Annotated in this window: 7 protein-coding genes; 4 read left to right on the forward strand and 3 right to left on the reverse strand. The window is 63.1% G+C overall.

Annotation, left to right across the window (positions count from 1 at the left end):
- Positions 1 to 46 precede the first annotated feature (46 nt).
- A complete protein-coding gene (locus C8D99_RS15095) occupies positions 47 to 8,143 on the forward strand; it encodes a hypothetical protein (protein ID WP_166669928.1) in 8,097 nt (2,698 codons plus the stop codon).
- A 42-nt stretch (positions 8,144 to 8,185) separates the two neighbouring features.
- Here the strand turns inward: C8D99_RS15095 and C8D99_RS00110 are convergent, their stop codons facing one another.
- Entirely contained in the window at positions 8,186 to 9,217 is a 1,032-nt protein-coding gene (locus C8D99_RS00110) for a tetratricopeptide repeat protein (RefSeq protein ID WP_166669929.1), read from the reverse strand.
- Positions 9,218 to 9,385: 168 nt separating this feature from the next.
- A complete protein-coding gene (adhE, locus tag C8D99_RS00115; protein ID WP_133955110.1) occupies positions 9,386 to 12,007 on the reverse strand; it encodes a bifunctional acetaldehyde-CoA/alcohol dehydrogenase in 2,622 nt (873 codons plus the stop codon).
- Between the two features lie 395 nt (positions 12,008 to 12,402).
- On the opposite strand from adhE, the gene C8D99_RS00120 reads away from it, so the two are divergent.
- From C8D99_RS00120 to C8D99_RS00130, 3 genes are all read left to right on the forward strand, one after another.
- Entirely contained in the window at positions 12,403 to 14,439 is a 2,037-nt protein-coding gene (locus C8D99_RS00120; protein ID WP_166669930.1) for a methyl-accepting chemotaxis protein, read from the forward strand.
- 193 nt (positions 14,440 to 14,632) lie between these two features.
- Entirely contained in the window at positions 14,633 to 15,739 is a 1,107-nt protein-coding gene (locus tag C8D99_RS00125; RefSeq protein WP_133955114.1) for an aminotransferase class I/II-fold pyridoxal phosphate-dependent enzyme, read from the forward strand.
- A gap of 180 nt (positions 15,740 to 15,919) precedes the next feature.
- A complete protein-coding gene (locus C8D99_RS00130) occupies positions 15,920 to 18,049 on the forward strand; it encodes a methyl-accepting chemotaxis protein (RefSeq protein WP_243833802.1) in 2,130 nt (709 codons plus the stop codon).
- A 42-nt stretch (positions 18,050 to 18,091) separates the two neighbouring features.
- On the opposite strand, the gene C8D99_RS00135 is transcribed toward C8D99_RS00130, so the two are convergent.
- Positions 18,092 to 18,850 (reverse strand): FadR/GntR family transcriptional regulator, encoded by a 759-nt coding sequence (locus C8D99_RS00135; RefSeq protein WP_133955118.1) that lies wholly within the window; start codon positions 18,848 to 18,850, stop codon positions 18,092 to 18,094.
- Positions 18,851 to 18,874: the final 24 nt, after the last annotated feature.

Consider the following 18,874-nt stretch of genomic DNA (forward strand, 5'->3'; position numbering starts at 1 on the left):
TCCGCCGGTGCTCCCGGTCCGGAACCTTTTTTCGGAGGTGTCCCCCATGAAGCGATCCCTGTTTTCCGTCCTGATACTTCTGGTTGTTCTTTTCCTCCCGTGTGGGGGATACGCCGCCCCTTCCGTCCGGGAGAACGAATACTGGCTGAAGGTCAACCCCATCGGCAGGCCGCCGGCCCAGCCTTCCGAAGCATACAGCCTTCTCGAGTCGAGGCTCCGGAACGTGCTGGCCGGCGACCTTGACGGCATGGAGTTTTTCCGGTCCCTCGGCCGGGACGGCATGGCCATGAGAGATGTGATGGCCTTCAAGGAGGAGTTCATCCGACTGCGGGGTGAAGAGCTGCGGAAGACGGAAGCCCTCTCCCCGGCGGATGCCCTTCCCGGAGCCCTTGAGGCATGGGAGCGGACCTTCGGGGAAGCGGAACGGTCCCTCATGGACGTGCGGCGGAAGGGCGTCGAGCGTGCCTTCGCCGAGGGGGTCCGGCGGTACAGGGACGCCCATCCGGATTTTCCCTATCTCGTCCGCATGGATGCCGGCGCGTCGTCCCGAGAATCCTACGGAGAGCTCCGGTTCGAGGGGGACATCGACATCTCCACCCTGGCGGCCCAGGCGGAGAACGCCGCCGCCCTCAGGGATTTTATCTCTTCCTCCATCCGGGACAGCTTCAACCTGGACATGACGTCCCTGGACGCCCTGGTTACCGCCCACCGGCAGGCCACCCTCGACGTGTACATCACCCAGCCCGCCGCGGACTGGGCGGAGATGGACTCCCTCAAAAGAGGACGGCTGCAGGAGATTGTACTGGAAAACGGGGAGGTGGGCTACCGGGATGTCTCCGACCCGGTGGAGCGGGTCTTCATCTTCGCCAATCTGAAGAACAACCTCCGGATGAGGGGCGGCGCCCCGGACGACCTCGCCCGCCTCATGGACGAGCCTCCCGACAGGATGACCCCGGACATGGAGCCCGCGGTAAGCCTTGAGATGCTTCGCCACATGACCACCGACGCTCTGCAGGCCCGGCTTGCCTACCACGAGAAGATTCTCAAGCTGGCAAAGTACGTGGACCGGAGCGCCGCCATCGCCCAAGGTCCCCTCGGCGATACGGCCCTGGCTGCCTGGGCCCGGCAGGTGACCCTGGTGAAGCAGAACAGGGGGTTGGACGGCGGGCAGAGGCTGAAGCGCATTCTGGAGATCAGCGAACCGCTCCTCGGGGATCCCCGGGACTTCGCTGGCCTCGACCGGGCGATCCTCTCCCTCGGGGAGCGGGCTTCCGCCCTGATCCGGGACAACGTGTCCAAGGGCATTGACGCCCGGCTGAAGCTCATCGACGACGCACGGACCCCCGCGGAAAAGGACGGGGAGCGGAGAAAACTGCTCTCGGAGCTCGAGGAGACCTTCAAGGCCTACGTGGAGAAGGGAGTGGACTTTCCCCCGAAGGCCCACGAGACCATGATCGCCCTCGCCGACGCCCTGAAGGTGACGGTGCTCAACATTCCCGCGTCGGAGCTTGAGCGGATGAAGCGCTACCTGGATCTGGCCGCCGAAAAGCCCGGTTCCCTCGACCTGGCCCTCGGCATGGCGTGGCGCCTCTTCGAGGGAGCCTACACCACCGCCGACGGGGCGATCGACGCCTTCAACAACTGGTTTGACTACCTCGACAACCACACGGTGGCCCGTCTCCGGGCCATGAACCCGGAAGTGTTTCTTCCCGGCCCCGGGGGAAAGACCCGGGCTGTAACCATACCCATCGGCAGGATCAACGACCGGCTCAACGCGTCCATCCTCGGCGCCGCGGGGAACTCCCTTCCCTTCAAGGCCGTCAACCTGGGCCAGGAGCTCTACGCCTACGTGAGCGGATTCCGGGAAGGGAAGGACATGTCCGAATCGGTGTCCAACGTGGCAACCCAGCTCTTCCGGTCCCGGGTTCCGGGAGGGGATATCGTTGAAGCCGTGGTCATGGAGAACTACACCAGGGCGGCCATCGGCGTGGTCTACCTTCTCTTCCCCACGCTCGCCGTCCCCGAGGCCCTCTACGGCATGGGAACCGCCGCCGCCGAGTGGTATGTGGGCGCATGGCAGCAGTGGCAGTACGACGAAATGGTGGATGCACTGTACGAGGGAACGGCCTTCGAACCGACACGGGAGGGGACGTGGAGGGTGAAGTCCATAACGTACAGCCTTCCCGGCGGAGGAGCGGTCACCGTGGGGCGGGACGAGGCCTTTACCCTGCCGGAACTGGTGCCGAAGATCTCCAACATTCTCGTGCCCCAGGTGAGGACCCACCCGTCCATCGCCATGTACCACGAACTCCTGGCGCGGAAGGAGCTCTCCGACGGGCAGAGCGGCATCCCCGTCTGGCCCCGGAGATACCTGAACCTCAGCCTGTACGGGGAGCGGCTGTATGAGAAGTACGTTTCGGAGGTGAAAACGGTGACCAGGCAGTACTTCGCCGACGTCATCGCCGAGCTGGAAAAGCGGAAGGCCTTCGACCAGGGAACGAACGAAAAGAAACTGCGGGAGATAGGTGAGGAACTGGGCTGCGGCGGCTCCCTTCTCGATAAGACCGGAAGCGGGCGGGAAGCCCAGGAGGCGGTTATCGCCGACTGGGAAGAGTGGCTGAAGGTCCATGGCGCCCTTATGGAGTTCCGGGAGCGGTGGAGCGCCTTTTTCATCCTGGTGCGGAAGCCCTCCTGCTCTCCCGAGTCGATCCGGATCGTCCTCGAAGAGGACCGGAAAGACCTCGGGGAGGCGAAAAAGGCCCTCCGGGAGGCGGCCGCCGCCGTGGAGGAGATTGTCGGCCGGAACGGGGCCGATGAAAAGACCCTGCAGCCCGCAGTCCGGACGAGGGCGGGGGCCCTGATCTATCCCTCCGGTACCCCGGAGCGGCGCCGGATGATCAGCGAATACAGGGAATATCTCGAATCCCTCCGCAGCAGGCAGACCCCTCCCGGCGTGCGGATTTCTGGTCCGGACACCGTGGGCGAGGGGATGGAAGAGTTTTTTACTGTCGTCCTGGACAGGGAGCTCCGGTCGGCCCGGTACGACTGGAAGTTCGCCTCCGGCGGTTACGGGGAGGCCCTTGAGGGGGACACGACGTCCCGCATCCGGTGGACTCCCTCGTCCCCGGGAAAGAAGGTCCTGGAAGTGCATGTCCTCGCCGATCTTCCCGGAGCCGACTGGGTACGGGCCGTTCACCCGGTGACCGTCCTCTCCGCAGCCGATACGCCCCGTCCGCGGCTGCGGCTGACCTGCCCCGTGGATTCCTTCCGGGCGGGGGAAATTGTTCCCCTCACGGCGGAGACGGAGGAGTTCGGTCTTGGAGGAGAAGGGTTCGAATGGTACATCTGGTTCGCGGACGGGAGGCGGATCGCCTCCACGGCGGAACGGACCATATCCTTCGACGGAGTGGGCTACGAGGGGCGGACCGTGGAGATCCGGGTGGAGGCACGGACGAAGAACCGTTTCGTCTCGGCATCCGCCCTTTCCCTGGAGGTTCTGCCTCCCGGAGGAGCCGACGGAGATCTCCGGGTCCTCCTCGAACCTGATATCACCGAGGCCGCGGCCGGAACACCCCTCCGGTTTTCGGGCACCGCCTTCCCGAGAAAGGGGGGAGGAACCCTGAAATACCAGTGGTCCGTCAACGGGGAATTCGCCGGGGACGGGGACGCCCTTCATTTCGACACGGCTCCCTGGGAGGGAAAGACGGCGGAGATCGTCTTCTACGCCGCCCAGGTCCTTGACGGGACGGTGCTCTTCGAAGGATCGGCGTCCCGGAAGATCTCGGTCGTCAAGGAGGTCTCGCTGTCCGTGGCGCTGGAACCCCACCCGTCGAAGGTGGGCGATACCGAAACGATCCGGCTCGCCGTGAAGGATCCCCTGGACGGCGTGGAGTATGAATGGCACGAGTGGGACAGCGTCTCCCGGAGATGGAGCTCCGGAGCCGCCGTGGCGGGGAGGCGGCTGGTGAAGTCCGCTCGCGGCCTGGCGGGCCAGTCTCTCAGGTTTCGGGTGACCGCCCGGGACGGAAAGGGGCGGACGGCGGCCGCCGAGTCGGGGCTCATCGAAATCACGGAGCCCTCCTGGCCCGGTCCCGAAGAGGAGGAACCGGAGGCGGACACGGAGAAGCCCGTTTCGGACCCGGAAAAAAAGGACGGCGGGAAGCCTGCCGTTCCAGGAGACGCCGAAGAAGGACCGGAAAAGGATGGAGCGGCTGAAGACGACGGAACGCTGAGGCTCGAACTTCCGGCGACGGTCATGGAGGGAGAGATCGTGACCGTGAAGGCTCTTCTGCCCCCCGGCATGGCCGAACAGGCCGCCGACTCCTTCCGGTGGAGCAGCGACCCCAGCCGGGGACGGCGGTCTTTCGTCATCCTCGGCGAGACCGTTGGAGGAACCGACGGCTTCGGCGGCGGCGGGGGAGAACGGACAGCCCGTCCCGAGACGGAGATCCAGTTCACCCCCCATCAGAACACCCGGGGCGTGAGGGGCAGCGTGGGCGTCACCGTCTACCGGAAGCTGCGGGGGAACCAGAAGGGAGCCCCCATGGAATCTCTCGCCGAAGCGTACAGGTCCGTGGAGGTCCTTCCCATGGGCTGTTCCGTGGCAGCTTCCGCGTCGTGGGCGGGAGGCCCCAACGAAGAGGGGGTGCTTCTCACCCTTGACGAGGATACGTCCCGGGGAAGCGTCCGGGGTGAGTTCCTCCTGCAGATCGGCACATGGAGGGGCAGGACCATCGAATCGGTGAAGAAGCAGGTGGAGACCAACAACCAGTACGGAATCCTCGAGAGGGTCGTCGTGGACGGCTACGAGGGCTATCTCGCCGTGCAGGGCCCGTCGTACAACATCAAGCGATCCCCTGACGGCCGGTTCGTCACCGGCGGCCGGGTGGTGCTGAACGGCCTGGTGATCAGGGGAGAGGCAGCCCTCGACTTCCGTTCGGAGATCAAATTCTCTCTCGCTGAGGACAACATCCCCGAGGACGACCCCGAGACGGCCCGGTTCGCCCGGGGGCTCATGTCGCAGCTCCGGTCCATCCTGGCGAGTATCCGGGTGGTCCCTGACCCGAAGCGGACCACGGGACCGGCGGACGCAGCCGGGGAAGAGAAAAAGGACGCGGCCGTGACGCTCCGGAGGGTGAGTCCTCCGGCAGGCCCCGTGGTCGCCGGAACGCCCGTGGAATTCCTGGCGTCGGCGGAGGGAGCGAAGAAAGTGGAGATGTTCTTCCGGTTCGAGCCGTCCACGGAGGTCTCCTTTTCCCCTCCGGAATCGGAGGAGGGGCGGACGAAAGCCGTCTTTTCCGAACCCGGCACGGTTCGCGTCTGGGCCGTTGCCCTGGACGGGAACGGCACCCTCGGCGAATCGGAACAGGTCGAAATAGAAGTGGTGGGGCCTGAACTGACCGTCACGGCCATGCCCCCGAAGCCGAAGGTAGGGGAGGAAGTGAAAGCGAAGGCCGGGGCGAAGCCCGGACTGCCGGAAGGGGCCTTCGTCGTGTGGACCCTGGAGGGAAAGGCGTCCCGCAGCGGGACGAAAGCCGCGGATTCCACGGAATATTCCTTCCTCCCCCGGGAGGCGGGGAAATACGTCCTGAAAGCGGAGGCCAGAAGTCCGGGAGGGGAGACTCTGGCGGAGAAAACGCTGGCCGTGGAGGTGGCGGGGTACGAAGTGGCCGTGACGGTTCTCGGCCCGGCAGGACCCCGACCGCAGGAATGGGTGCAGGGGCAGGGCCTCCGCACCGTGGAAAAGGACACCTTTCTCCGGGACGAGCACGTCCGGATGAAGGCGGAAGTGAAGGACGCCGATGCGCCGAAGGATCTCCGGTGGAAGTGGATTCCGGGGCCGGAGACGTCCCTGGCGTCTTCGGGCATCGGGCAGGAGGCGACTCTGTACGGCACCGCCGCCGGAACGGCATCGGCCCGGGTGGAGGTGCGGGACACGGAGGACCTTCTTCTGGGCGCGGCTTCCGTCTCTTTCCCCGTGATGGAGCTGCCCCCCGAGCTGAAGGTTCCTCCCCTGAAGGGGGCCGTCAGGGCGGACCCCGAGCCCGGGACGGTGAACGGGAGAATCACCCTCTCCGCTTCCGCGGAAGGGGGCAAGCCCCCCTATACCTTCCGGTGGGGAGGTCCGGTTACCGGGTCGGGGGATATTCACACCTTCATTCCCGACCGGCCGGGGACGTTCCGGTTCACCCTGCTGGTCCTGGATTCGGCGGGGCGGCAGGTCACGGTGAACCGGGATGTGGAAGTGAAGCCCTTCACCGTAGCCATATCCGGCATCCCCCAACGGGCGATTCTCGGGGAAACGGTCTCCTGCCGGGTGGACTACCCTCTCTCCCCTCCGGGATCGAAGGTGAACCGGTCACCGGTGCCGCGGATCCGCCTCTCCGGCAACCCGGAAGTGCAGTGGAACCCCGCGGAGGGGACGGGGCCCGGGTTCAGCGGCCGGGCCGTCCGGCCGGGCGCCGCGGACATCCGGGCCGAAGTGCGGGGGGCCGGAGGAGTGGTCCTCGGCGTCTCCGATCCCGTGCGGATGACGGTGGGCGTGCCGGACCTTTCCCTGGTGCTTCCGGAATACGTGACCCCGGGCGACGGTTTTCGTGCTGCCGTAGAACTCCCGCCGGGAGTGAACGCCGACGAAGTGTTCGATTTTGACTGGAAGGCGGCCTTCCCCGCCGCCCGGCAGTACGGCCGTGAAGGAGGAAGCGCCCTTATCGGTCCCGTGAGCGGGCTCGATCCCGTCCAGGTGTCGGTCGCCGTCCGGGACAAGGGAGGAAAAACGGCGGCGGAGCTTTCGGGGACCGTCCCCGTGCGGCCCCTGGACCTCAGCGTCAGGGTCCGGGCCTTCTCCGAGAGAGGGCAGATCGTGCTGCCCGACGGACGGGTGGACTATCCTCCCCGGGAGGAGTGGATCGAAGGGCAGACGGCCACGTTCAAGGCCGCTGTCTCCCCCGCGAAAGCTGTGACCTGGGAATGGTCCGTGTACGGGCCGGGAAAAATCAGCCTCGCGTCCTGGGACACCGCCTCGGTGATCCTGAACGGAACTGGTTCACTGACCGTCACTGTCGTGGCGAAGGTGGGGGGAAAGGAAGCGGGTCGGGCGGAAGTGACCCTTCCCGTGACCGTGGCAAAGGACAAAATCCAGGCGGCGAGGGAGTACCAGGCCGGACGGAACGAGTGGAACGCCGCCCGCCGTGACCGGGCGGTCATGGCCATGGAAAGGGCGGCTTCACTGGATCCAGGCAATCCCGCCATCGGGCGGGAACTGGCGCGGATGAAGGCCGAGGCGGAAAAGTCCCGGGCCGAAGACGCCCGGAAGCGGGCCGTGGAGGTCTGGAACAAGGCCGCGGAACTCCAGAAGAAGGAGAAGTATGAAGAGGCCCTTGAACAATACCGGGAGGGCCTGAAAATCAACGACGACAAAGCAGTCAGGGATCACGTGAAGAAGCTCGAGGACTTCATTGCCGACCGGAAGCGCAGGCAGGAACAGGCTTCGGCGGACGCGAGGGCCCGGGCGGAGGCAATCTGGCGCCGGGCGGCGGAGCTGCAGAAGGGAAAACGTTATGAAGAGGCCCTGGAGAAATACCGGGAAGGCCTGGCCATTTCACCGGATCCGGTGGTGGAGGAGCACGTCCGGAAGCTGGAGGACTACATCGCCAGGATGAAGAAGCAGTCCGGGACACAACAGCCGCAGCCGAAAACCCCTCAGCAGGTGCAGCCGAAACAGGTCCCGGCGCCTGACCAGAAGCCGGCAGACAAGGGGGCGGGAAAGCTGCCCGCAGGCTGGAAATCCGTGACCGTCGGGAACGTTTCCTTCGGCATCCCCTCCTCATGGAACGGGAAGACCATGAAGGAGCATGACGTGGAACAGCTTCACGTCTACTGGCAGGGGAGCTTCGACAATCCGGTCCACGGGGTCTCCGGAGGGGTGACGAAGAAGTACGGGGAGGCGAAGAAGGAGCTCCGCGGTGCCCGGACGGTCTCCCTCGGAGGGGCGAAGGTGCTCCGGGCGGACGAGGACGGAGCGGTGAACCTTCTCTTCCCGCCCCTTGGCGGCAACAGGGGCGTGGCCCTCGTCCTCTTCCGCGGAAAGGGCGGAAAACAGGAAACCCTGGAAGCCATACTGAAGACTGTCACGGTAAAGTGAAAAAAACGGGGCCCCTTCAGGGGCCCCGTTTTTTCAGAACGATTATTTTACGTTCCGGTACTTCATGTACTTCACCTGGTTGATTTTATAGAGCTCCCGCTGGGCGTAGGCGAGGTTCTTCGCCGCCGCCTGCTCCAGGAGCCGGATGCCCTGCGCCTCGTCCTTCGGTACGCCCCTGCCCTGGTAGTAGACCATGCCGAGATAGGCCATGCCCAGGGGAGACCCCTTGTCGGCGGCCTGCTTGTACCAGTGGAAGGCCTTCTCCCTGCTGAAGACGGCGCCCTCGCCCTTTTCGTAGAGGACCCCCAGGTTTACCATGGCGTCGATGAACCCGTTCTTCGCCGCCTCGTCGAACCAGTAGAAGGCTTTCATGGCGTCCTTGGGCCGCCCCTGCCCCTTATAATGCATCAGGCCCAGGCGGAACTGGGCGAAAGCCCTGTTTTTCTGGGCGGCCTGTTCGTACCAGCGGGCAGCCTCCCCGTAGTCCGGCTTTCCGAGGAAATCACCGTAGTAGAGATGGCCGAGCTGCTCCGCCGCGCTTGAATACTTGTTCCCGGCCGACTGGAGGAAGTAGTCCCGGGCTTTTTTATAATCCTTTTTCGTTCCCTCGCCGTTTTTGTGCATGATACCCATGTTGTACTGTGCCACGGCGTGTCCCTTCGCAGCTGCACGGCCCCACCACTTGAGTGCTTCCGGGAAGCTCTTGACTGCCCCGTTCTCACCTTTGTAGGCGTTCATTCCCATACGGAAGAGCTGTTCCACGGTATAGGACGGCTCTTTGGTCTCCGCCTTGGGTTTCGGTTTCGGCTGCGGTTTCGGGGCCGGTTTGGGAGCCGGCTTGGGTGCCGGTTTCGGCTCCGGCTTGGGTTGAGGCGCAGGTTTTACCTCCTGCTCCGGTTTCTTCGGTTCCGGGGCCTCCTCGCCAAAGACGGGGGGCGGCGGCGGGGCGATCTCCTCTTCGTCTCCGGGAAGAGGAGGCGGGGTGAAGGCTGATGAGGGAAGGGCCGTGAAGAGAGCGGCCCCGAGGAACAGAAGGAAGAGCATCAGCGCTCCGGTTCTCCTGCGTTCGGTCATGGCGGAACCTCCGTTTTAATGCCCTCGGGCAGTCTTGAAAATAATGAAACGACAAAGGGCCCTGGAAGTCAACCGGAAAACGGCCGCAAAATGAACAGGCAGCGGGAGATGTTCCCCGCTGCCTGCGCCTGGTGCAGCCTTACGTTTTCCGGGGCGTAAATCTTTGCTCTATCTGAACGCCCGGAGATAGAGCTCCCGTATCTCGGACATCAGGGGATACCTCGGGTTGTTCCCCGTGCACTGGTCGTCGAAGGCCAGCTCGCTCAGCTCGTCCACCTTCGCCATGAACTCCTCTTCGTTCACTCCCGCCTCGGAGATGGTGGCAGGCAGGTCCAGGGATTTCCTCAGGGCTGCGACGGCGGCGATGAGATTCTCCACCTTCCCGTCCTCGTCCGTGCCCCCCAGGCCGAGATAGTCGGCCACCCTGGCGTACCTCGCCTTCGCCTCGGGGTACTTGTACTGGGGGAAGGCGGCCTGCTTCCGGGGAGAGCCCGTCTTGTTGAACCGGATCACCTCGGTGATGAGGATGCCGTTGGCTACGCCGTGGGCCACGTGGAAGGCCGACCCCAGCTTATGGGACATGGAGTGGCACAGGCCGAGGAAGGCGTTGGCGAAGGCCATGCCCGCCATGGTGGCGGCGTTGTGGACCTGCTCCCGGGCTTCGGGGTTCGCCGCGCCGTCCCGGTAGGAGGCAGGGAGAGAGGTGAAGAGCATCCGGAGGGCCTCCATGGCGATGCCGTTGGTGTATTCCGTGGCCGTGGTGGCGGCGATGGCCTCCAGGGCGTGGGTGACGGCGTCGATGCCCGATGCTGCGGTCACGGAGCGGGGCATGGAGAGCACCAGGTCGGAGTCCACGATGGCGATATCCGGAGTCAGCTCGTAGTCGGCGATGGGATACTTGATGCCCTGGGCGTCGTCGGTGATCACGGCGAAGGGGGTCACTTCCGACCCCGTGCCGGACGTGGTGGGAATGGCCACCATGATCGCCTTCTTTCCCAGGGAGGGGAACCGGCAGACCCTCTTCCGAATGTCCATGAACCGCATGGCGAGCTGGCTGAACTTCACGTCGGGATTCTCGTAGAGCAGCCACATGATCTTGGCCGCGTCTATGGGAGAGCCTCCTCCGAGGGCCAGGACGGCGTCGGGGTTGAAAGCCCTCATGCGCTCCAGTCCCCGGTCAACCGTGGTGAGGTCGGGATCGGGCTTCACGTCGCAGAAGACCTCCACCTCCATGCCGAGGCGCTCCAGGTGGGCGATGACCTTTGCCGGGTATCCCAGGTCGTGGAGGGGCCTGTCGGTGACCAGGAAAGCCTTCTTCCGGCCGGCGAGCTCGTTCAGGGCCTCGCCCAGGCAGCCCGGCTTGAAGTAGACCTGGGAGGGGATGCGGAACCACAGCATGTTCTCCCGCCGTTCTGCCACGGTCTTCACGTTGATCAGGTGCCGGATGCCCACGTTCTCGCTCACGCTGTTCCCTCCCCATGAGCCGCATCCCAGGGTGAGGGAGGGCTCCAGCCTGAAATTGTACACGTCGCCGATGGCTCCCTGGGAACTCGGCATGTTGATGAGCACCCTGCCCGTGGAGAGCCTGCGGCTGTATTTTTTTATCCTGTCCCGGTTCTCCGGCCGTGTGTAGAGCACCGACGTGTGCCCCATACCGGCGAATTCCACCAGGGCCGCGGCCTTTTCCACGGCGTCGTCAAAGTCCTTCGCCCTGTACATTCCGAGGACCGGGGAGAGCTTCTCGAAGCTCAGGGGCTCGTCCCTGCCGATGACCTCCGCTTCGCCGATGAGGACCTTGGCCGTCTCGGGAACCTCGAAGCCGGCGAGGGCCGCGATCTTCCAGGCGGGCTGGCCGACGATGTCCGTGTTCAGGTGCCCGTCGGTGAGGAGGATGTCCCGGAGCATCTCCCGCCGCTGCCCGTCGAGGATGACCGCCCCCCGGCGGGTAAACTCCGCCGCCACGGCGTCGTAGACGTCGTCGCAGACCACCACGGACTGCTCCGAGGCGCAGATGAGGCCGTTGTCGAAGGTCTTGCTGAGCAGGATGGAGTTCACCGCCATTTTTATGTCACAGGTCTCGTCGATCACCGCCGGGGTGTTTCCCGACCCCACGCCGATGGCGGGCTTTCCGGAGGAGTAGGCTGCCCGGACCATGCCGGGGCCGCCGGTGGCCAGGGTCATGCTGATGTCCCGGTGGGCCATGAGGTACTGGGATCCTTCCACGGTGGGGTTGTCGATCCACCCGATGATCCCCTCCGGGGCGCCGGCTTTCACCGCGGCGTCGAGAATCAGCTTCGCGGCCATAACGGTGCATTTCTTCGCCCTCGGGTGGGGGGAAAAGATGATGCCGTTCTTCGTCTTCAGGGCCAGGAGAGCCTTGAAGATGGCTGTGGACGTGGGGTTCGTGGTGGGGATGATCCCCGCCAGCACCCCGATGGGTTCGGCGATGCGGAAGTAGCCGTTGGTCTCGTCCTTTTCGATGACACCGCAGGTTTTTTCATTCCTGTACTTGTTGTAGACGAACTCCGACGCGAAATGGTTTTTGATGACCTTGTCCTCCAGGACGCCCATGCCCGTCTCCTCGAAAGCGGCTTTCGCCAGGGGAATGCGGGCCGCATTGGCGGCCATGGCGGCGGAGAAGAAGATCTCGTTCACCTTCTCCTGGCAGAACGTGGCGAAGCGGCGCTGGGCCGCCCGGGTCCTGGCCACCACGGCATCGATGGATTCGCGGATGGACTGGACGGAATCAAGAACCTGGACGTCTTCCCGGGGGGCTTTCTTCGTGACCATAGCAGACTTCCTCCTGAATTCGATATTTTTTGAACGTAGGGTACTGTGTATTTGTTATTGTAATCACGAACACTAAATAATCAAGGGGTTTTGAATGAAGTCTCAAGAAACGGAACTTTCGTTACAGAAGCACCGGGCACTTTTTGCCTCGGGGAAGAAAACAGTACCCGGTGAGAAGAAGCGGCCCCGGTGCGAGAAAAGTCTGCGGGAACGGTAAATGAGCAAAAACGGGTAATTTGAAAAAAAACTAAATGAGCAAAAACTAAAGCGTCAGGAGGAGATGAAAGATAAAAATATAACAATATGGAGAAAAAACAGTGGTGTGGTAAAGTGATAAAGTATGCATGATGCATGATCCAAAATGGCATGAAAAACTGAAGGGGGAGAGAGTAGAAATGAACACTCTGAGAGGAAGGCTGCTCGGCATTTTTCTTGTGTTGAGTCTCGGAGGTCTGGCGGTCATCGGTTTTCTTGCGGTGAGCAGTTCGAACAGGGCACTCGTTGCCGCGGCGGAGAAGGAAGGGCTTGCCCTCGGCAAGGGGTTGGCGGTGGAGTCGGACATGTTCTTTCGGGAGAGGCTGAATTTCCTGATCCTCCAGTCCCAGAGAAACGTCGTCAGGAGCATGGAGTGGGAGACCCAGAAACCGGGCCTTGCGGAAGCGTCAAAGATCTACGGCGATATTGTGGACATCTGGGTGGTGTCTCCTGACGGCTCCGAAAAACACCTCACCGGGGCAATGACGGACTTTTCCGGAAGCGACGGGGTGAAGAAAGTGTTGTCTGACGGGAAAACCTATGTTTCACCGGTAACGGTTGTGAAGAGTGCGGGAAAAAATGCGGTGATTTTTGCCGTTCCGGTGGAATCCCAGGGGAAACGGGCCGGAGTGCTCGCGGCAGCCTTCGACGTGGCGGGCCTTGACGGTTTCCTTGCACCGGTCCGCTGGGGGGCCACGGGGTACGCCTACGTAACCGACAGGCTGGGCATCATAACCGCCCATCCGAACAAGGGGCACATCGGGGTGCTGGATACTTCAAAGGCTGCCGGTGCCATAACCCCTGAACTGGCTGACGCCATGAAGAAGGGGCTCGCCGGGCAGCAGGGCCTTGCTGCCTACTTCTTCGAAGGGGATGACAAGTATGTGGCTTTCTTCCCCGTCCCCACTGTCGGGGGTGTCCTCGGCATGACTTCCACCGTGGCGGAGTTCCTGGCCCCGGTAAGGGCCATACGGAATACGGTGATCATCGCTGCGGTCGTGGTGGCACTGCTGGTCATCGCCGTCTCCCTCTGGATGGCGGGAAGCATTGCCGCACCCATCAGGCGTGTGGCTGAAAAGATGGAGCTCGTGGCGGCAGGTGACCTGACGTCCACGGTGGACCTCCGGAGCAGCCTGGCGGAAGTCCGTCTGCTTGTGGATGGCATCAACTCCATGATCACCCTGGTGGCCGGGGCGATGAAGGAAATTTCGAAGAGCTCCCGGGATGTCCTTGCCCGGGCGGAGGATATGAGCGCCGCAGCCGAGGAATCCACGGCCTCCATCGAGGAAGTGATGGCTATGGCGGAGAAGGCAAGCGCAAACACCGAATCCGCCGCCGCTTCTGTGGAGGAAACCAACGCGGGAGTCGAAGAAGTGGCCGCTGGCGCCCAGGCGGGGGCGAAGGCCGCGGTTGAAGCCGGGGAAGAAGCGGCCCATATCTCCGATGCGGCCCAGAAGGGCGGCAGGGCTGTCGAAGACATGGCCGGCCTGATCAGCGAAACGGCAAGGGCGGGCGAAGAGGTGAGCAGTGCTGTGACCAACCTTGCAGGCACGGTGAAGAACATCTCCGGTTTCGTGAGCATTATTACGTCCATCGCCGACCAGACGAACCTCCTGGCGCTGAACGCAGCCATCGAAGCGGCGAGGGCCGGAGAAGCCGGACGGGGATTTGCCGTGGTGGCGGAAGAGGTACGGAAACTCGCCGAGGAATCCAACCGCGCGGCGGGCGAGGTGGGAAAGCTCATCGGCGAGATCTCGAGCCGCACCGACAGTGCCCTCAGGGATTCCGCCAACTCGTCGAAGATCCTGAAGGATCTCGTAGCCAGGGCCGACGAGACGAGTACCCTCATAGCCGGCGTTGTCAGGAGGGTAAACAACGTGGCGGAAAACATCCAGACCATCGCCGCCACCATGGAAGAGCAGTCGGCCAGCGCCGAAGAGATGACGGCGGGCATGGACAACGTGGCGAAAAGCAGCGGCGAAATTGCGGAACAGGTCTCCGGAATCGCCGGGGCCATGCAGGAGCAGTCGAAGGTGGTGGAATCCATCGCTTCAGCCTCGGAGGATCTGGTGAATCTGAGCTCCGCCATGGAGCGGGCCGTTTCCCGGTTCCGGACAGGAGAAGAAGTCGGAGGGCTGGTTCCCGTGTCCGCAGTATCGGCAAAAAGGAAAAAATGATTCAAAAAGAGCGCCGGGCCCCCTTCGGGGGCCTTTTTCTTCCCCGGCATCAGCCGGATGACGGGAGAAGAAGCAAAAGAGGAGAGGAAGGGTGTTTTCCTCATCTTTTCCCTTTCCATCGAACCGGGAAGACGGTTATAATGAGCCGGAATGACCGGTCCGTCCGGAATTTTTTATAGAAGGCTGTGATTGAATGAAGGTGCGGGATTTTCTTCTGGAGCGGTACTTCGCCAGATACGAGTTTTCGGTTCGCCATCTGCTGAGCCCCTCGGACTGCGAATCCCTTCGGGCGGAAGAGCTGCTCGAGGGGAGCGGTCCCGGGATTTCCGAACTGTGGAGGGACCTCCGCCTGACGTATACCGAGTCCAGGGGGCACCCCCTGCTTAGGGAGGAGATTGCCGCAGCAGCAGGGGTGACCCCTGGCGATACCCTGGTGCTCAACCCCGAGGAAGGCATCTTCCTCACCATGAACGCCCTGCTGGACGAGAAGGATCACGTGATCATCCTCAGCCCCTGTTACCAGTCCCTCTACGAGATTCCCAAGTCCCTCGGGTGCGAGGTCACCAGGTGGTATCTCAAAAAGGAGAACGGGGCGTGGAAGCTCGATCTTCCCTTCCTCCAGGAAGCGGCAAAGGAGAATACCCGGCTGATCGTCGTCAACTTTCCCCACAACCCCACCGGCTTTCTCCCGACGGAAAACGAGCTGTCCGCCGTGGTGGATTTCGCGTCGAAGAAAGGCATCTTCCTTTTTTCCGACGAGATGTACCGCGGACTGGAGCATGATCCGGAAAAGCGGCTGCCTTCCGTTCCCTCCCTGTACAGGAGGAGCGCGGCTCTCGGGGGACTTTCCAAAACATACGGTCTGCCGGGCCTGCGGATCGGGTGGATCACCTCGAAGGACGGCTGGCTTCTCGACCGGGTGGCTTCACTGAAGGACTACACCACCATCTGTTCCTCCGCTCCCTCCGAAATTCTGGCCATCGCGGCCCTCCGGAGGCGGGACGAGCTTGCCGCGCGGTGCAGGGCCATAGTGCAGAAAAATCTCCCCCTTGCCAGGGAATTTTTCACCCGCCGGAAGGACCGTTTCGAATGGTTCGAGCCGGAAGGAGGTTCCACTGCCTTTCCCAAACTTCTCGGCCCGCAGTCCGTCCGGGACTTCTGCGAACGCGCCGTGGAGGAGAAAAGCCTCATGGTGCTTCCCGATTTTGTGTTCGACGTTGACTGGAACCATTTCCGGATCGGAGTCGGGAGGGAGAACTTCCCTGAAGCCCTGGAGGTCCTCCGGGATTGGATCGGCTGAAAATTTTGACCGCAGCAAAAGAAAGGGCCTCCGGATGCATCCGGAGGCCCTTTCTTTTGCTGACGAATAATTCATGGTATAGTCTTTGTCATTCCGGAAGGCCCCGGGGCGCCCACGGCAACGGGGAAAAGGGGCCTTCCGCCATACTCCTTCGTTGAGGTGATACGATTGTTGAAGAACATGAAGATAGGGACAAAGCTCGCAGCCGGATTCGCTGCAGTCCTGGTCATTTTTTCCGCGGCCGGGTGGTTTGCCTGGCGCAACATGGACAGCGTGATTTCCGAGGTAGGCACTCTCGAACAGCGGTATGTCCCGGGAATCGAACTTTCCAATGAAATTGAGAATATCGCCCAGAACCTCATGCTCCATATCCGTACCTACGTTCTCGCGGACAGCTTCCAGGACCTCCAGGCGGCCCAGGGGGATTTCGAGGCTATTGACGGGGTTCTGAAAAGAGCCGGGGAGCATGCCACGGCCCACCCGGGGCTGGAACGGCTTGCCGAAGGGGTGAAGAGGTCGGAGGAGCAGGTTGCCGAATACCGGAGGCTGCTTGAGGAATCCCAGAAACTGATCGCCAATATGGCCACCCAGAGACGGAAGGCCGCGGAGGCGGGGGAGTCCATGCGAAAGATTGCCTACGATCTTCTGTATGACGAAAAGGACGCCCTGGAAAAGGATCTGGACGACCCCGTCTCCCGGGGCAACGTCCCCACGAGGCTAGAGAACATAGCTCTTCTCGATACGCTGGTGGAGGCCGTTCACAGGGCGGAGTACGAGACCCTCACGGCCATCGCGAACAAGAAAACCGAGATGATCGGCCAGGCGAAAAAGGACCTGGAGGAGGTGCGCCGTACTCTGGCCGAAGTCAGGATGACCGCCTTCGATGAAAAGCTGATCAGGAACCTCGAAAGAGCGGGGAAGGATGTGGATGAGTACGTACAGGCCCTTGACGACTTTTCAGCGGCCTGGACGAACCTGGAAAACCTGGGCAGAGAGCGCACCGCCGCGGGGGAAGCGGTTCTGGCGGCGGCAGGGGACGTGATGAAATTCAGCGTCGACAGAACGCTTGAGATATCGGGAGTGGTGACCGACCAGGCCCGGAGCGTCTCGAACATGCTCCTCCTTTCGGTTTTTATCGCGGTGCTGGTGGGAATGGCGGTGGCGGTGATCATCACCCGCATGATCACCCGTCCTCTCGGAAGGGCCGTGAACCTGGCCGAGAGGGCCGGAAACGGCGACCTGACCGTGGCGAGGGATGATTTCCGGTATGATTCCTCCGATGAAATCGGCACCCTGGCCGATGCCCTGGCCAGGATGACGGCAAGCCAGGCTGAAGCCGTCAGGGAGATCGTGGCCGCTGCGGAAGAGGTGGCCCGGGGAGCGGAAACCCTCGCAGCCCTCTCCCAGGAGACCAACGCCTCCGTTGAGGAAGTGAGGGGTTCCCTGGAGCAGGTGGCCTCCATCTCCGAAAGCAACTCCGCGGCCCTCGAGGAGTCCAACGCAGGTGTGGAGGAAGTGGCCGCAGGCGCCCAGGCGGCGGCCAAGGCCTCTTCCGACGGCGTGGAGGCGGCACACCAGACGGCGTCCATGGCGAAGGAGGCGGTTGAGAGAGTGGAGGAGGTCATCCGGGAAGTTCGCGCCGCCGGCGGGAAGTCCGGAACGAACATGGAGAAGATCCGGGCCCTTGCGGAATCCGTGGAGGAGATTTCCGGTTTTGTCACCGTAATTACCTCCATCGCCGACCAGACGAACCTGCTGGCGCTGAATGCCGCCATCGAGGCCGCCCGGGCCGGGGAGGCAGGCAGGGGATTTGCCGTGGTGGCCGACGAAGTCCGGAAGCTCGCAGAGGACTCCAGCCGGGCGGCCCGGGAAGTGGCGGCCCTCATTACCACTCTCCACGGAAATGCGCGGGAATCCATGGAAGTGACGGAAGAGACCGGCAGAGTGATGCAGTCCACCGTGGCCGAAGCGGCGGATGCCCAGGGCAGGCTGTCCGGGGTGCTCGGAGAAATTGCCAGGATAGAGGAAACCATTGCCCACATCGCGGGACTCTCCCGGTCCCAGGCTTCCGCAAGCGAGGAAATGGCCGGGGCCATCGACCAGGTGTCCCATGCCACCATCGATGTGGTCCAGAGAGTGGACGCCATCCGTGGAGCCTCCGCGGAAACGGCGGCCGCTTCGGAAGGGGTCGCCCGGGAGGCGTCGGCCATGGCGGACAGGGCCGAGCACATGCGGAACCTCCTGTCCCGGTTCATCCTGTCGAAGGACGGGGGGGCGGAAGAAGAAACGGGGATCATCCCGGCGGAATGACATTGCTGCGGCGGACCGGAATCGGGCGGTCCGCCGCACTTTTTACTTCAGGACGGAATCCATCCTCTGGGCGAAGAAGTTGGAGATAGGGGTGACCCGGCTCAGGTCCACGAGAGTGTCGATGGTGAACTTCAGGTGGAGTCTTGAGGCCTCCCGGGCCCGGAGGAGATCCTGGGCCCTTATGGCCGACACGAGGACCCGGTGCTGCTCGAGAATTTTCTCCGTCCGGTCCGGGGCCGCCGAGTCGAGCACTTCCATCCTCATGGCGGAAATTCCTTTCTCGGACATTTCGAGGAGCGATTCGTAGAGCCTGGAAAGCAGGGTGTTCCCCGTTGCCCTGAAGATGGTGGCGTGGAGGACGGTGTTCCAGTAGGCGCCGAGAGGAGCCTCGTGAGGGTCCTGCTCCCGGTGGATCTTTTCGAGCATGGAAATGCATTCGTCCATTTTTTCCAGGTCCCGCTCCCTGCGACGGAGGGCTGCCAGGGCGGCGGCGCCGGGATCCAGGAGCTGCCGTATCTCCATGACCTGGGAGAGCACTTCCATTGGCCATACCTGGGCCTGGCCGAGAACTCTCTTGATCTCATCCGGGTTCCCCTCGGCGAGGAAGATTCCCTGCCTGTCCCTGATCTCCAGCAGGCCGAGGGCTTCGAGGGCGATGAGGCCTTCCCTCAGAAGGGGCCTGGTGGTGCCGAGCAGGGCGGCGAGCTCCCGTTCCGGAGGCAGCTTTCCCCCGGTCACCACGTTGCCCTGTGACACAAGGTCCGTCAAGCGCCTGATCAGGTCCTTTCGCGTTTCGTTCATGGAGTCCTCCCCGCGGTTCAGAAT

It is taken from the genome of Aminivibrio pyruvatiphilus, from assembly GCF_004366815.1.
GTDB classification, from domain to species: domain Bacteria; phylum Synergistota; class Synergistia; order Synergistales; family Aminobacteriaceae; genus Aminivibrio; species Aminivibrio pyruvatiphilus.

Bases quoted from the DNA above. Each gene is read 5' to 3' on its own strand.
- C8D99_RS15095 (WP_166669928.1), top strand. From the start codon at position 47: ATGAAGCGATCCCTGTTTTCCGTCCTGATACTTCTGGTTGTTCTTTTC.
- C8D99_RS00110 (WP_166669929.1), bottom strand. From the start codon at position 9,217: ATGACCGAACGCAGGAGAACCGGAGCGCTGATGCTCTTCCTTCTGTTC.
- adhE (WP_133955110.1), bottom strand. From the start codon at position 12,007: ATGGTCACGAAGAAAGCCCCCCGGGAAGACGTCCAGGTTCTTGATTCC.
- C8D99_RS00120 (WP_166669930.1), top strand. From the start codon at position 12,403: ATGAACACTCTGAGAGGAAGGCTGCTCGGCATTTTTCTTGTGTTGAGT.
- C8D99_RS00125 (WP_133955114.1), top strand. From the start codon at position 14,633: ATGAAGGTGCGGGATTTTCTTCTGGAGCGGTACTTCGCCAGATACGAG.
- C8D99_RS00130 (WP_243833802.1), top strand. From the start codon at position 15,920: ATGAAGATAGGGACAAAGCTCGCAGCCGGATTCGCTGCAGTCCTGGTC.
- C8D99_RS00135 (WP_133955118.1), bottom strand. From the start codon at position 18,850: ATGAACGAAACGCGAAAGGACCTGATCAGGCGCTTGACGGACCTTGTG.